At 67.5% G+C, this 15,645-nt stretch carries 11 protein-coding genes; 7 read left to right on the forward strand and 4 right to left on the reverse strand.

Annotation, left to right across the window (positions count from 1 at the left end):
- The first annotated feature begins 86 nt into the window (after positions 1-86).
- From G6N66_RS16880 to G6N66_RS16900, 5 genes are all read left to right on the forward strand, one after another.
- The gene (locus G6N66_RS16880) at positions 87-707 is read left to right on the forward strand and encodes a hypothetical protein (protein ID WP_232079525.1); all 621 of its coding nucleotides are present in this window, start codon (positions 87-89) and stop codon (positions 705-707) included.
- A 22-nt stretch (positions 708-729) separates the two neighbouring features.
- On the forward strand, positions 730-1,605 hold the full coding sequence (locus G6N66_RS16885; RefSeq protein WP_179968282.1) for an alpha/beta fold hydrolase: 876 nt from the start codon (positions 730-732) through the stop codon (positions 1,603-1,605).
- 63 nt (positions 1,606-1,668) lie between these two features.
- Positions 1,669-4,341, forward strand: a complete 2,673-nt coding sequence (locus G6N66_RS16890; RefSeq protein ID WP_232079338.1) for an ATP-binding protein — start codon at positions 1,669-1,671, stop codon at positions 4,339-4,341.
- 328 nt (positions 4,342-4,669) lie between these two features.
- Positions 4,670-6,604, forward strand: coding sequence for a methyltransferase domain-containing protein (locus tag G6N66_RS16895; protein ID WP_139825027.1), 1,935 nt, complete (start codon positions 4,670-4,672; stop codon positions 6,602-6,604).
- Positions 6,605-6,609: 5 nt separating this feature from the next.
- Positions 6,610-7,374: a glutamate racemase gene (locus G6N66_RS16900; RefSeq protein ID WP_163645861.1), complete on the forward strand. Its 765-nt coding sequence runs from the start codon at positions 6,610-6,612 to the stop codon at positions 7,372-7,374.
- Positions 7,375-7,528: 154 nt separating this feature from the next.
- Here G6N66_RS16900 and G6N66_RS16905 read toward each other — a convergent pair whose 3' ends face one another.
- The 4 genes from G6N66_RS16905 to G6N66_RS30100 form a co-directional block, all read right to left on the reverse strand.
- On the reverse strand, positions 7,529-9,076 hold the full coding sequence (locus G6N66_RS16905; RefSeq protein ID WP_372515755.1) for a class I adenylate-forming enzyme family protein: 1,548 nt from the start codon (positions 9,074-9,076) through the stop codon (positions 7,529-7,531).
- 2 nt (positions 9,077-9,078) lie between these two features.
- Positions 9,079-9,909 (reverse strand): acyl-CoA thioesterase domain-containing protein, encoded by an 831-nt coding sequence (locus G6N66_RS16910; protein ID WP_085231222.1) that lies wholly within the window; start codon positions 9,907-9,909, stop codon positions 9,079-9,081.
- A gap of 97 nt (positions 9,910-10,006) precedes the next feature.
- On the reverse strand, positions 10,007-11,899 hold the full coding sequence (locus G6N66_RS30095; protein ID WP_085231223.1) for a serine/threonine-protein kinase: 1,893 nt from the start codon (positions 11,897-11,899) through the stop codon (positions 10,007-10,009).
- 66 nt (positions 11,900-11,965) lie between these two features.
- Positions 11,966-13,822: a serine/threonine-protein kinase gene (locus G6N66_RS30100; RefSeq protein WP_085231224.1), complete on the reverse strand. Its 1,857-nt coding sequence runs from the start codon at positions 13,820-13,822 to the stop codon at positions 11,966-11,968.
- A 297-nt stretch (positions 13,823-14,119) separates the two neighbouring features.
- Here G6N66_RS30100 and G6N66_RS16925 point away from each other — a divergent pair, with 297 nt between their 5' ends.
- Entirely contained in the window at positions 14,120-14,800 is a 681-nt protein-coding gene (locus G6N66_RS16925; protein WP_085231225.1) for a chitin-binding protein, read from the forward strand.
- A gap of 146 nt (positions 14,801-14,946) precedes the next feature.
- The gene (locus G6N66_RS16930) at positions 14,947-15,642 is read left to right on the forward strand and encodes a histidine phosphatase family protein (RefSeq protein ID WP_085231226.1); all 696 of its coding nucleotides are present in this window, start codon (positions 14,947-14,949) and stop codon (positions 15,640-15,642) included.
- The last annotated feature ends 3 nt before the right edge of the window (positions 15,643-15,645 follow it).

The following is a 15,645-nucleotide window of genomic DNA, read 5'->3' on the forward strand; positions in this document are numbered from 1 at the left end:
ACCAAATTGGGCCCAAATTTACCGCGTCGCGGCGCCGCGTTCCGTTCGGGTCCCGGGTGCGCTCCACGCCATAATCTGTAAATGTGGTGAGCGTGAGGGGCGAAGGCGGTGTCCGGGGTCGGCACCTCCCCCAACTCGCCCTGGGCGTCGTCCTCGCCGTGCTGCTGATCGGCGCGTTCGCCTTTGTCGGAGTCAGGCACACCCACGGCACGCCGGCTCGGCCCACCGCACAGCCGTCGTCGTCGACCAGGGCGCCCGCACCGGCGACGAGCTTCGCCATTCCGGGCTGCTACAGCCGATGGGTACAACCCGCTGCCCGCCCGGCGAAACTCAACATCCTGGGCTGCGCCAGCGTAGCCGTTGCGCTGCAAGACATGTCGTGGAGTTCATGGGGACCGCAGGGCGCCGACGGGACCGGGACCGCCGTTTTCAAGATGTGCGAACCGAACTGTGCGTTGGGTTCTCAAGTCACCGAGCCGGTCGTCGTGCATGCCTGGAATCCACGGCCGCCGCGAAACGACTCCGGCTGTCCCATCGGTCTCGACGTTTTTGCCGACATGATCTTGGCCTTCCCCAAGGGGGTGCCCCCGGGAGACGCACAGAAAATGACCACCCGGTACAACGGCATGCCGGCGGTGCACTACGAGAACTATTCCGCCGACGCCCACGGCGATGCCGAGTTCATCGGCTTCACCTGGTGTTCGTAGCCCGAGCCAGTACGATCCCAGGATGCGTGAAGCGCCTGAAACATTCGTGACCTCGGGGCCTGGCGGCGTTCGCATCGTTTCCGACCGCCAGGGCGATCCCGGCGCGCGGGCGGTGGTGTTCCTGCACGGCGGCGGTCAGACCCGTCGTTCGTGGGGCCGCGCCGCCGCGGCCGTCGCCGAGCGGGGCTGGCAGGCAGTCACCGTCGACTTCCGCGGCCACGGGGAATCGGACTGGTCGGACGAGGGCGACTACCGCGTCGTCAGCTTCGCCGCCGACGTCCAGGAAGTGCTGCGTCAACTGCCGCCGCGCCCGGTGCTGGTGGGCGCGTCGCTGGGCGGCTTCACCTCGATGCTTCTCGCGGGCGAGATCTCGCCGGGCATCGCCAGCGCAGTGGTCTTGGTGGACATCGTGCCCGACATGGACCCGTCCGGGGCGAACCGCATCCACAACTTCATGGCCGACCGCATGGCGTCGGGGTTCGAATCCCTCGATGAGGTCGCGGACGCGATCGCGGAGTACAACCCGCATCGGCCCCGCCCCACCGATCTCGACGGCCTGCGCACCAATCTGCGGCGGCGCGGGGATCGCTGGTATTGGCACTGGGACCCGAAATTCATCAGCGGCACTTCACCTCTCCCGCCGATGGAGGTCACCGAAACCGATCGCATGCACGCCGCCGTTGACGCGATTCTGCGCGACGGCGTGCCCATGCTGCTGGTGCGTGGCCAGGTGAGCGACCTGGTCAGTCAGGACCGGGCGGACGCATTCCTGGCGCGCTTCCCCAAGGTGGAGTTCGTCGATGTGCACGGCGCGGGGCACATGGTCGCCGGCGACCGCAACGACATCTTTGCCACGGCCGTCCTGGACTTTCTCAGTCGGCACGCCACTGGCAAATAAGCGTTAAGCAAGCATTGCTGCCAAGTTCCGGATCGAACCCGGTTGCTGTGGGATCATGCGCGGGTGTCCGCTGACGCGGGGAACTTGCCTTCGGGGATTGTGACGTTTCTGTTCACCGACGTCGAAGGCTCGACCCGGCGCTGGGAGGCGGACCCGCACGGCATGCGAGCGGCCATCGCCGCCCATGACCAGGTACTGCGGCAAGCGATCCAGTCGCACGGCGGTCGGTTGTTCAAACATACCGGAGATGGGGTGTGCGCAGCGTTCGCCTCGCCGAGGTCCGCGGTTGATGCCGCGGTGGCCGCCCAGCTTGCACTGGAACTGCCGGTGCGGATGGGTCTGGCGACCGGCGAGGCCGAGTCGCGCGACGGCGACTACTTCGGTACCGCGCTGAATCGCGCTGCACGGGTGATGGCGGCCGGGCATGGCGGCCAGATCTTGCTGACGGATTCGACGGCCGTCATGGTCAGCGGGGTCGAATTGATGGATCTCGGGCCGCACCGGCTGCGAGATCTACCGACCGCGGTTGGGGTGTTCCAGGTGCGGGCTCCGGGGCTACGCACCGAGTTTCCCGCGTTGCGCGCACTAGACACGGGCCCGGGAAACCTGCGCCCTCCACTAACCAGCTTCGTCGGTCGCGAATCCCAAGTGGACAACCTGCAGGCGACGCTCAAAGTCCACCGGCTCGTGACGCTGACCGGGGTGGGCGGCGTAGGTAAAACCCGGCTAGCGCTGGAGGTCGCCGCACGCCTGATCGACGAATTCCCTGACGGGGCCTGGCTTTTCGAACTGGCGGCGGTTACCGATCCGGCGGCGGTGCCCGACGCCGTGGCCGCGGCGCTGGGTGTTACCCAGCAAGTGGGCAAGACCGTCACCGAGAGCGTGGCGACTGCGTTGGAAGGCAGGGTGCGGTTGCTAATCTTCGACAACTGCGAGCACGTACGCGATGCCGCGGCCGACCTTATCGAGGCCATTCTGACCGGTTCGGCGACCGCACGGATCCTGGCCACCAGCCGCGAGCGCTTGGAGGTCCCCGACGAGCAGTTGTGGTCGGTGCCTTCGCTGGACGTCGTCGGCGGCATCAACTCTGCGGCCGCGAACCTTTTCGTCGATCGCGCCCAAAGGGTTTCGTCGGGGTTTTCCGTGACCGAGGCCGGCGATGCGACCGCCATCGCCGAGATCTGCCGACGTCTGGACGGAATCCCCTTGGCCATCGAGCTGGCGGCTTCACGCATGGCATCGATGACGCCAATTGAGGTGCGTGACCGACTCGATCACCGGTTCCGGCTGCTGGTCGGGTCACGGCGCGGCTTGGGGCGCCATCAAACGCTGCGGCACGCCGTGGCGTGGTCCTACGACCACCTCGATGCCGCCGAAAAGCAGCTGCTGGACCGGTGTTCGGTACACGCCGGCGGCTTTGATCTCCAAAGTGCTTGCGCGGCAGCTGGGCTTGACCACGGCGATGATTTTGAGGTCCTGGACCTACTGGACGCCCTGGTACGCAAGTCGCTGCTCGTCGTCAACCGGATTTCGGGGCGCACTCGGTATTCGATGCTCGAGACCATTCGCGAGTTTGCCGAGGAACAACTCGTCGCGCGCGGGGAGGCAACGACGGTCCGGGCCGCACACGCCCACCACTTCGCTCGCAAAATCACCCAAGTCATGGCCGACTGGGACAATCCCAACCAGCGCGAGGCTTACGCGTGGCTCAACGCCGAACTCGCCAATCTGCGCACCGCCTTCCGCTGGGCGTCCGACCATGACGACCTCGACACCGCCACCACCATCGCCACGGACGCGTCCTTCCTGGGCTACATGGTCGACAAGTTTGAGCCCGTGGCCTGGTCCGAAGAGCTTCTCGAGCGCGCCCGGGCGGCCAACCATCCGCACCTCACATTTCTGTATGTGATGGCGTCGCAGTGCTGCATGGCCGGACGAATCACAGATGCCGTCCGATACGCCGACATCGCGGTGCGGATGCTCGACAGCTACGATCAGCTGCCGTACGGCGTCGAAGGCTGGCCGTGCAGTGCTTACACGACCAGCGGGCAACCCGAACGATCGATCGAGTTTTGCCGAGCCCAACTGCGACGTGGCCGTGACACCCACAACTTCACCAGGGTGTGCCTGATCTTGCCGTTGGCCTTTGGGGTTCCCACTGATGAGGCTGTCGCCCTGACCGACGGCCTCGTTGAGAGGGCGGAAGCCACCAACAATCCTGCTGCGCTCTGTTTGGCGCTGCTGGCGGATGGCTTCGTGTTCCGTGACGTGGACCCCGCCCGCTCTCTCACGGCACTGCACCAGGGGCTGATGCTCGCGCAAAACAGCGGTAACCACTTCATTGAGTCCCAGCTAGCCGCCGTCCTGTGCCGCGTCGAGGCCGAACACGGGAACCCGCTAGCTGCCCTCGATTACTTCAGATTGGCCATCAACAACCATTACGAGTCGGGCAACACCACGCTGATCAGCACGCCACTGGCCGTGCTGACCGCATTTTTTGATCAACTCGGACGCCGCGAGGCTGCGGCCACCATCGCCGGTTTCGCGTTCGGTCCAGTCACCATGTCATCGTTCCCTGAACTCAGCAGCACGATCACGCACCTCCGCGACGTTTTGGGCAACGCCGCTTACGAAACGCTCGCTCAGGCCGGCGCTCAGATGACCACCGCCGCCATGGCGAACTATGCATTCGACCAAATCGACCAAACCCGAATGGAACTCGAACAGGCCAGATGAACATTTTCAGACGACTAGGGGTAATCCCATACACCACAGGGACTGGGTAGCGGTCAGCCCGCCGCCGTGACCGTTCGGGTTTGCCCCAGTTTCATATCGTGGCACCGGCCGAAACGCACGCACTAGGGATTCCGCAACTTCGCGAGCCCCGCGAAAAAATAGCGACTGCCTAGAAATACGGTTGCCGCCACCCCTCCTCAGGTGACTGTAGTGACCGAAGTTACTGGTGTGGCAATTCCAAGAATGCTTCAAGGATCCTTACAGCCATCGGCGAAAGCGTGTGGTTATTGGCCGCGACGCGACCATCTTCACGACAGAGGACACCGAGATGACCAACACCGCCCACCACCCGGCGCCCACGATCCGCGACGCGCTCGCGGGGCTGACCCCGCTGCTCGACATGCTGGCCGCAGTGGCCCTGCGTGGCGAGGTGCCCGGTCCCGAGTTGCTGGCGCGCGTCGCCCAGGCTGGGCCGGCGCTCGCCGAGGTGGCACCATCCCCCAATCCCGGGGAGCCGTACTCCCGCTCCATCCTGCGTGCTGACGACGAGGTCGAGATCATGCTCGCTCGCTGGCGTCCGGGACACAGTTGCGCCCCCCACGACCACGGCGGAGCGGGCGGGTTCGTGATCCCCGTCGAGGGCACCTTCGTGGAGCGCCGGTACGGCTGGAATGGGGAGGAACTCATCGTGGCCGAACTGGCCAATCGGCCCGAGGGCGTGCCGATTCGCGTGGCGTCCGAGGACATCCATGACATGACCGCCGGCGAGCGTGGACTGACGCTGCACTTCTACACCCCGCCGGCGTCGAGCATGCGGGTCTTCGACCTGCAGCGCGCCGAGGTACTGGAGCTGGTGGGTAACTACGGCGCATGGATCCCGGCGGGAGACCACCCCCGCGTTCCGTTCGCCCGCGTCGCGCCCAAAACCCTAGCGCGACCGGTGATCTGGGTGGCTCACACCACCCACTACCGCGGCGGTTCGGCCGAGTTCGCGATCGCGGCGGACACCATGGCCCGCGAGCTGGCCGCGGCGCATCCCGACGCCGACGTGGTCGTCTCGGCCCTGCAACACAAGGCCGACTTCAGCGCCGCGCTGGCCGGGTTCGCCGACTCCGGCCGACCGCTTCGCGAATTGCACCTGATCAGCCATGCCGGCATGTACGGGCCGATGTTCGGCTCGACGGACTGGCCCGAGCAGTTCTCCCCGCACGAATGGCGGGAAATGGCAATACCTTTCGCTGTTGACGGGCGAGCGTATTTCCACGCCTGCCGGACGGCCCGCTGGTTTGCGCCCTTCTTCGCCGAAGTGTTCGGCGTCGTCACCTACGGCAACTACAACTACACCACCGTGTCCGCCCGCAAAGACCGGTTCGCCTGGGCGGGCCGCAATCCGACGAACCGTAGGAGTCTGTACATGATCGCGGCGCCCGGCAAGAAATCACACGGCCTGTCCGGCAGCGTCCGCAAGTACGTCGGGCGCGCGGCGGAGCCGATGGTGCAATGCGCTCCCGCGGCCGCGCACACGGAACGCTCTTATGATCGGGTGGCCGAACTCTACGACCGCGCCTACACCGACATCCGCGTCCGCGCCGACGAGTGGGAGTGGGTCGCCGAGCGGGCCGCGCGCGCCCGCGCCGCTCTCGGACGCCCACTGCGGGTGCTGGAAATCGGTTGCGGCAACGGCGCTTTGCTGCGCGCGCTGGATGACAACGGCGTCATCGACTTCGGCATCGGGGCGGACAGCTCCGCCGGCATGCTCGACCGGGCCAGGGAACGCAACCGCGACCGCAACCGGCTGCGGTTCCTCAAAGTCAACGGGCCGGCGCTGGACATACCGGACAACCACGTCGACGTGGTGATCTCGTTTCTGTCGTTCCGGTACCTGGATTGGGACCCGGTGATGGCCGAGATCCGCCGCGTGCTCGCCCCGGGCGGACGGCTGTGGGTCGTCGACATGGTCGAACACCCGGTGCGTGTGCGCGAGTTCGGGGTGCTTGCCCGATCGGCCCTGGCGCACCTGTGGTCACGGCGCAGCCATCCACAGTTCGCCAAAGACCTGGCCGCCTTGACCAGTCACCCGGACTGGCAGGAGATGTTGCGGCACAACCCAATCCGTGCCGAGCACGAGTACCGCTGGTACTTCGAAAGCCGCTTCCCCGGCGCCGGCCTGAAGACGCTCACCACGACGATGGCCGCCCGCGTGGTGGCGTTCGACTCCGGGCCCCTGCCCAAGGGCCGCACCGCCCCACTCTCCTACCCGTGATGCGCATGAACACGAACCCTTGCTTGGGAGTGATCGACTGGGGCATCGGCGGGCTCGGGCTGGTACAGGCCCTCGACCACGCCGCACCCGGGCTGCCCGTGCTGTATTGGTCGGACGCCGGCGCTACCCCCTACGGCCGGATGCGGGTCGACGAGTTGACCGGCCGCCTCAGCGCGGTGGTCGACGCGCTCGCCGCGCGTGGGGCCACCGAGGTGGTTCTGGCCTGCAACGCGGCCAGCACCGTGGTGGGAAGGCTTGGGGCGGCGGCGATCCCGGTGGAGGGCATCATCGAGTACGGGGTCGCCTCGGTTCCCGAGGAGCTCACCGGTCGGGTCGGCGTGGTGGGCGGGCGGCGCACCATCGCCGCGGGTCACTACCGGCGCGGTCTGGCCCGGCGCGGCCGGGTGGTGTTGTCGCGGGTGGCGCAGCCGCTGTCCGCGCACATCGAGGCGGGTCGCACCGGCTCGTCGCAGTTTCGGAAGGACCTGGCCCACATTCTGGCGCCGCTGCGCCGCGTCGACGCGCTGGTGTTGGCGTGCACGCACTATCCGGCCGCGCGCGATTGGTTTGCTGCCGCCCTGCCGCACGCCGTGTTGATCGACCCGGCCGAGCGACTGGCCTCCGCCATCGCCGAGCGGCATCCGCACGCCCGCGGCAGCGCCCGGCTCAGTTCGCGGGTGTTCCTCACCACCGGCGACCCTGGGGCGATGCGGCGAGGTGCGTTGCGCGCGTGGGGGACAACGCTGACGGCCAAGAGCGTCCGGGCCTGACGCATGTCCCATCTGTGACAGGTGCCTCCGCGGGGAAGGCATGTGTCTTTTGTCCGCCTCTGAGCGACAATCGCCGCGCGACGGAATATTTGTCGCTCGGAGGCGGACAACGGCGCATATATGTCCATTCTGGCAACCAGAGCGCGCCTGGGGTTCAACCGAAAGCCAGGCGAAGATCCTTCTTGATCACCTTCCCGACCTGATTGCGCGGCAGCGCATCCACAATCACCAGGCGCTCGGGGTGCTTGTAGCGGCTCAGTCCTTGCGATTGGCAGTGCTGCACAAGGGATTCCAGTGACACACCGGCGGCCGAGGCGGGTACCACCACGGCGCAAACCCGCTCGCCCGCGCTCGGATCGGGCACCCCGATGACCGCGACATCGGCGACAGCGGGATGGGTCGCCAGCACGTTCTCGACCTCGAGCGCCGAGACGTTCTCCGCGTTGCGGATGATGGCATCCTTGATCCGACCGGTGACCCGGACGTTGCCGTCCGCATCGACCATCCCGAGATCTCCCGTGCGCAGCCAGCCGCCGTTGTCGAACGCGTCCGCGTCCAGCGTGGCGTCGGCGTAGCCGAGGAAGCACTGGGGCCCCTTGAGCCGTAACTCGCCCTCCCGCCCGGCGGGCAATTCGTTGTCCGAGTTGTCCGTCACGCGGACGCTGACCCCCGGCACCGGCGGACCGACGGTGTAGTCGAGCACCTCGGGCGCGGCCGTGAAGGCCGGTGACGTCGCCACCGGAAACTCGGTGAGGCCCCAGGAGTTGGCGATGCCGGCGACGCCGAAGGTTTCGCGGACCTGGCGTCCGAGTTCGGCGGTGATGGGTGCCCCTCCCGCCAGGCAGGCGCGCACCGACGGAAACAGCGGCCGATCACCGTGGGCGCGTTGGGCTTCGAGGTAGGCGACGAAAAACGGGGTCGCCATGCCCAACAACGTCGGGTTGTGCGCGGCGACGGACAGCGGTGTGGTGGCCGGATCGAACGCCTCGAACAGCACCAACCTCATGCCGGTCAGCAGCGCGGCGGCCAGCATCGCGGCCCCGCCGATATGGGCGACCGGAAACGCGATCGGATTCACGTCGCTGCTCGGCGTGCCGAGCATCTTGCGCACGCCCGCCGAGCCGGCGATCACCGACGCGTCGCTGTGGCGGATCCCCTTGGGGGCCGCGGTGGTCCCCGACGAATAGTAGATCCATCGGGTGTCGCCGGTCGGTTCGGCGGGGGCCGGGAGGTCATCGATGTCCGCGCCGGGCAGCCGAAGCTCGCCGGCGACCGGCGGTGTCGCCAGGTCAACGGTGATGACCTCGAAACCCTTTTCCACCGACAGCGCGCGGGCGAGGCCGCCGTGGTCGAATCCGCGCCAAAATTCAGGCACCACAAGAAATTCCGTTGACAGCTGGCCGGTGATGAAGTCGACCTCGAGTTCCCGCAGCAGCGGGATGATCGGGTTTTGCACCGCGCCGAGCCGAGCCAGCGCTGCCATCACGACCATGGTCTCGAGCGTGGTGGGCAGTTGCCAGGACACGACGGTGCCTGCGCGAATCCCGCGTTGGGCGAACGCCGCGGCCGTCGCGCAGGCGGCGTCGTGGAATTGGCGTGCGCTAAAGCTGCGGCCATGCTCATCGGCGAGCAGCCGACGATCGCGTTGGGCCGCGTCGGCGATCAACGACCAGAACGTCTTAACGTCCGACACGGTCGCGATCCTTAACCCACGTGCGGTGGACGAAATCCCGCGTGCGCGATCGAGACCGCCACCGTGCTGCCGACGGGCCCCTTGTGGTCCAGGACGACGGCCGACCCGTTGGCCACGCCGTCGTCGCTGTAGTGAGTAAGGGCGGCCAGCCCAATGTGTGGCCCTTCGGGCAGTCTGCTCAGCGTCAGGGTGTAGTCGACGTTGATGAACTGCAACGCCTCGGTGCCCCAGTTGGCGATGGCGGCCGTCACGTCGGCGCACATGGCCGTGCGACTGAATGGGGTCAACGGTTCGTCCTCGATCAACGGCCGTGTTTCGTGCAACCAGGTGTATTTCGGACCGGACGTGTCCCAATCGGGATCGGGATTTTGCACCGCGCCGCCCCAGCCGTAGGTCCGCATGAAAAGCGTCGGGCCAGCGTCGAACTCGGTGGGCAGCGGCGGCATCTGAACTGGTTGTGACCACACTGTCCCGTCGGGCTGGGGGCCGCGCCGCAGAAACAGTACGCTCGCCCGGGCCACCGGTTCGCCCTGCTGTGTCATCACCGCTTCGACGAGGCGCAGGCGACGCCGCTCATGCTCCACCCGGGTGTGCAGCTCGACGGGTTCCAGCGCAGCCGGTGCGGGAAGATCGACGCTGAGTTTCGCCGGAAGCAGCTCCGGGTCGTCGACCGTCCGCTCGACCGCCCAGGCCAACAGCCCGCCGATGACGTGGCCGCTGAGCTTTGGTCCCCATCCGCCGCGAGCGACTTCGGTTGGTACGTAGCGATTTTGGTCGCGGACGAAGTACGACGTCGCTGCGGCCAAGTCAATGCCGTCCGGCAGGATCTTCGGCTCGGTCACCGAACCACGACTTTCAACTGATTCTCCTTTGCAGCCACCGAACCGTGAATATTACAGTAGCGCTTCCAGTCGCAGGTCAGCGGTAGGGCCGAGAGGTCTAATCGCCTATGCGGGTGTAGGTTTCGTCGAAGTCAACGCTGACATCGCACGGTGTGGGCCCGTTCTCGATCAGGTGACCGCGCCCGGTGAGCAGGGTGATGGGATCTTGCGTCGGCTGCGGCAGCGGATACTGGCCGGTGATTTTCACACCGACCTGGCCGCCGCAGCTAGGGGCGTCCTCGTCGTGCTCGACGTCCATGTTCCAGTTCCCGCCGCTGAAAACCATTGGTGTGTCGAATGATCCCGAGTGGAAGTAGCTCATGCACCGATCGCCGGTGCGGAGGCAATCGGTGATGACGGCGGGGCCGTCCTGATTTGGCGGCGCGCCGTTGGCGAACTTGCGGGTGATGTGGTAGCGGCCGTGCAGCGCTTCGGCCGGGGATGCCACCCGCGGTGGCAGGCTGCTCGGGTCGGGCAGGCTGTTGACGTCGACGTCCCCGGTGCGGGTGAAGGTCACCGTTCGTTTTTCGGCGCACGCATTGGGTGAGGCTCCGCGGTAGGTTCCGGTGAAGGTGCCGTCGGGACTCGGTTCCAGCGTGAGGACCTGCCAGGTTTCGTCGGGAGCGTCACGGCACTTGTCCATCGCGAGGGTGACCCCCACCCAGCGCCCGCCCACCTGGTCGAATGTCGTGCTCGACGCGAGTCTCATCTCGCCGCTCAGGCGGGCCGCGGTGGCCACGCATCCGGATTGGCGGCACACCGAGCGCACGGCGTAGGTGTCCGTCAGGGGCTTCTGACCGGGGACGACGGCGCCGTCGAGTTTGGTGGCCGGGCCGAAGTGGGCCTGGTAGACACCGGTGAACGGGCCGGTGTTGGGCGTCGGGGGGGCGCCTGCGGTGGGGCGCGGCGGGGCGGCCGCAGGCTGATGCCGGGTCAGCTTCACGGCGGCGAAAACACCACCAACGATCAGCAGCGCGGCGCCAAGCAAAGCGCCGACCAGCACGCCGGTGCGCCGCCGCTTGACGGGGGTAAACGTCGTCAGCGCGGGCGCGGTTACGTCCAGCGACGGTTGCGTGTCGAGGAACGGAACGGCGCCGTCGTAGCGGGAACCCCCATCCGGTTGCTGGGTCAGCTGGGCCGCGAATTCCGCGCAGCTGGCAAACCGCCGCGACGGCTGTTTGGCCATCGCGGTGGCGAACACCGCATCCAGGCGCGCCAACTCCGGGCGATGCACGCCGATCGGAGGTGGCGGGGCGTGGACGTGGCGGCTGATCACCACCGCCGGATTGGAGTCGTCAAACGGCGCAACCCCGACCAACAAATGAAAAGCGGTGCAGGCCAACGCATATTGATCGGCGCGCCCATCGATCGATTCACCCCGCAACTGCTCGGGCGCCGCGTAGTTCACCGTGCCCACCGTCATGTTCGTCGCCGTCAGCCCCACCGCGTCATCGATGCTGCGCGCGATGCCGAAATCAGCCAGAAACGCCCGCCGCTCTTGCCCATCGGGATCGGCCAACAAGATGTTGGCCGGCTTGACATCACGGTGCAACAACCCTCGCTGATGGGCATAGTCCAGCGCGGAGCCCACCGCGGCGATGATCGGGGCCACCTCCTCGAGGGGCATCCCGCCGGGAAAGTGGTCACGCAGGAAGTGGCCCGCGTCGGTGCCGGCCACATAGTCCATCGAAATCCAGAACTGGCCGTCCTCTTCGCCGCGGTCGTGGATCCCAATGATGTTGGGATGCGACAGACTGGCGGCCAGCTCCGCCTCGCGCAGGAACCGCCCTCGAAACTCGGGGTCTGCGGTCAAATCCGCCGGCAACACCTTCAGCGCGTCCTGGCGCGGCAGCCGCGGATGCGTCGCCAAATAGACGCTGCCCATCCCGCCGGTGCCGAGGACCCGCACGATCGTGTATCCAGCGAACACCTGGCCACTCGCAAGCGACATGGGCAAATCGTAGATCCTCTCAGTCGACCGGCGACCGCGTTTCATCCGCACGCGCGCGGACGGGGACTAATCGCCGGTGCGCGTGAGCTTTTCGTCAAAGTCCACGCTCAGCGCGCACGGCGCCGACTGATCATGATGGCCGCGCCCGCTCAACAGGGTGATCGGATTCTGCGCCGGCTGCGGCAACGGGTAGGTGCCGGTGTCTTTTATCCGCGTGGTGTCTCCGGACTGCGGACACTGCCCGTCGTCGTCGACCTGCAGGTTCCACTTCCCCGCGCCGAACACCAGCGGCACAAAGCCCACTTCTTGGCGCAGTTGGCTGATGCATCGATCGCCGCTGCGCAGGCACGCGGTGGTGGCCGCCGCGGTCAACTGCTGTTGCGGGCCCCCGTTCGCGAAAATCCGGGTGGTGCGGTAGCTGCCATGCAGCCCTTCTGCCGGCGACACCACCCGCGCCGGTTGGCGTGCCGGGTCGCCGACCTTGGTGTCGTCGACGGCGCCGGTGCGGGTGAGTGTCACCATGCGCTTGTCGGCGCAGCCCTTGGCCGCTGTCGCGGTGTATTCGCCGACCAGGGAGCCGTCGGGCCGTGGTTGCAGCGTGAACACCTGCCAGAATTCGGTGGAAGCGTCTCGGCACTGATCTGATTGGACGGCCACCGCGACCCAATGCCCATTGATCTGGTCGAAGACCATGGTCGGCATCGCCACCGGTGGACCACTCAGGCGGGACGCCGTGGCCACGCATCCGGTGGAGCGACACACCGAGCGGAGGCCATAGGTGGCGCTCAGCTCGGGCGCTGCATTCGGGTCCGCGGTCTCTTCGAGGCGCACGATCGGGCCGAAGTCGGTCCGGTATGTGCCGCTCAAGGGCCCCGGGCTGGTGCCGGAATCGGGTTGGCCGACGAGTGTGACGACCGCGAACACACCGCCGGCGATCAGCAACGCCGCGCCCGCCAGGGCGCCGATCAGCACGCCGCGACGCCGGCCCGTGCGTCTCCCCGCGACCGGTACCTGCAGCGGTGGCGGGGTGGGCGCGGTTGCGCCCAGCGCGAGTCGGGTGTGTTGGGCGTACGAGGAGGTCGCGCCGCGAGGCTGGCTTAGTTGGTCGGCGAATTCACGGCAGCTGCCGAACCGGTCGGAAGGTTCTTTGGCCATCGCCGTGGCGAACACCGAATCCAGCCCGGCCAATTCGGGATGGATCGCACCGATCGACGGCGGCGGGGCGCTGACATGGCCGGTGATCACCACGGCCGGATTGGAGGAACCATAGGGCGGCGCACCGGTCAACATGTGAAAAGCTGTGCAGGCCAACGCATACTGATCGGCGCGGCCGTCGACCGCCTCCGCCTTCAACTGCTCGGGGGCCGCGTAGGCCACCGTGCCCACCGCGGTCTTGGTCGCCGTCAGGCCCGCCCCGTCATCGACGTGGCGCGCGATGCCGAAATCAGCCAGATACACCCGGCGGCGCTGTTGTTCGTCGGGGTCGGTCAACAAAATGTTGGCCGGCTTGACGTCACGGTGCAGCAACCCACGATGATGCGCGTAGTCAAGCGCCGAGGCGAGCGCGGTGATGATCGGCACCACTTGATCGATCGGCATCCCGCCCGGATAGTCATCGCGCAGCACCCGGGCGAGATCGGCGCCGGCGACGTAATCCATCGAGATCCAAAACTGGCCATCTTCTTCGCCGCGGTCATGGATGCCCACGATGTGCGGATGCGACAAACCGGCGGCCAACTCAGCCTCGCGGGCAAACCGTGCCCGAAACTCCGGATCGGCGGTCAAATCCGCCGGCAACACCTTGAGCGCGTCCTGGCGCGGCAATCGCGGATGCGACGCGAGATAGACCTTGCCCATCCCGCCCGCGCCCAGGACCCGCAGGATCGCATAGCCGGCAAACACTTGACCCACCTCAAGCGCCATTGCCAAATCGTAGGTGCGTTTGCGCCGATGGCATCGCATTTGCTGGGCTTTTGCTGCCCCGCGTTCGGCCCGCTCCGGTCACGATCCGCCACCTTGCGCCCGGGGCAGATCCGCATGGTTTCCGGCAGACCGGGTAACCCTGCCGGGTGGTGTTAATGGCCCGGTTGGTTGAAAGCCAGCGCTGCGGCCAAAGGAACCGCAGGAGCGCGGCATAGCAGATCCATAGACAAGCTATTTAGCTTGGAGCTGTGTCGGGGGGCTTGTTCCACATGCTCACTAAGAGATAGGTGAACGAACATGAATCTGAAACAACTGGTCGCGGCCGCGACCATGGCGGGCGCCTTCAGCGCCGCGGCGATTGGTGTGGGCGCCGGTTTGGCGAACGCCGCACCGTCAGCCGCCGCTGGCGGTCACGGCGCGCCCGCGGACTTCCACGCGAAGAACGGCCCGGGCGATCCGGGTGGGCCCGGCGGCCCGGGCGGTCCCGGGCCGGGCGGTCCCGGCGGACCCGGCGGGGCTCCGGGCGGACACGGCGGCCCGGGCGGACCCCCGCCCGGCGGGCCCGGCGGACCTGGCGGGCCCGGCGGACCCGGCGGACACGGCGGCGCGGGCGGCCCGGGCGGTCCGGGTGGGCCTCCGGGCGCGCCCGGCGGGCCCGGCGGACCCGGTCACCCGGGTGGACCCGCGGAAGGGCCCGGCGGACCGGGTCACCCGGGTGGACCTCCGGGCGCACCCGGCGGGCCGTGGCGCGGGGATCCGCAGCGCGGCTACTTCCACGGGGCGCCGTGGGGCGAGGGACCCGCGCCCTGGGGACCCGGTGCGCCGCCGCGGCCCAACTGGGGCCGCCCGCTTCCTCCGCCCGGGGGACGCTGGGATGCCGGCCCGATCAACTACTGGGGCTACCAGGAAACCCCGGTGTGGGACCCCGGCTTCAATCAATGGGGCTTCTGGTTCTTCGGGGTGTGGATCCCCCTGTAAAGACCCTGTAAGGAGCCGTTAGGAAGAGCAGCTCACCCGACGCCCGCTTCGCCCATCGGCGAGGCGGGCGTCGCGTGCTGGGTCGTGCAGCGCGCTGCACCCACACGCCTTAAACTTCTCGCGTGAATCTGCGGGCTGAAATCGTCATGAACGCACGGCGTTTCGTCGCCGTCGCCGTCGTCGCGTTGTTGATCGCAAGCTGTGGATTGGCGCGGGCCGCCGGCCCGCGCACCATCACGCTGACGCTGGTGCGGCACGCCCAATCGGCCGCCAATGCGTCGGGCTTGATCGACACCTCGGTCCCCGGCCCGGACATCACCTCTAAGGGCTGGTGTCAAGCGACGATCGCGGCAACCCAGTTGGCCCCCAACCACTACGACGGCATCTACGCGTCGACCTTGTTGCGCACCCAGCAGACGGCCACGCCGACGTCTCAGGCGCTGGGCGAACCCGTCACCGTATTGCCCGGACTGCGCGAGATCGAGGCCGGCCAATACGAAGGCAAACCCGAGGCCGACATCCCGCAGACGTACTTCGTTGCGCCCGCGAAATGGCTGCAGGGAGACCGCAGCGCGCGGATCCCGGGCTCGGTGGACGGCAACGAGTTCGAGGCAAGGTTCAACGAGGCCGTCCAACGCATCTACGACAGCGGCCAGCAGAACCCGGTCGCGTTTTCGCATGCCGCGGCGATCATGTTCTGGGTTCTGATGAACGTGCACAACCCGGACCTATCGCTGCTGCGCACCAAGCCGCTGCCGAACGTCGGCCGCGTGGTGCTCACCGGAAACCCTTCGGACGGATGGACACTGACCGAATGGGACGCCGATCCCTCGCCGTGCTGATCG

The organism is Mycobacterium conspicuum (genome assembly GCF_010730195.1).
GTDB lineage: Bacteria > Actinomycetota > Actinomycetes > Mycobacteriales > Mycobacteriaceae > Mycobacterium > Mycobacterium conspicuum.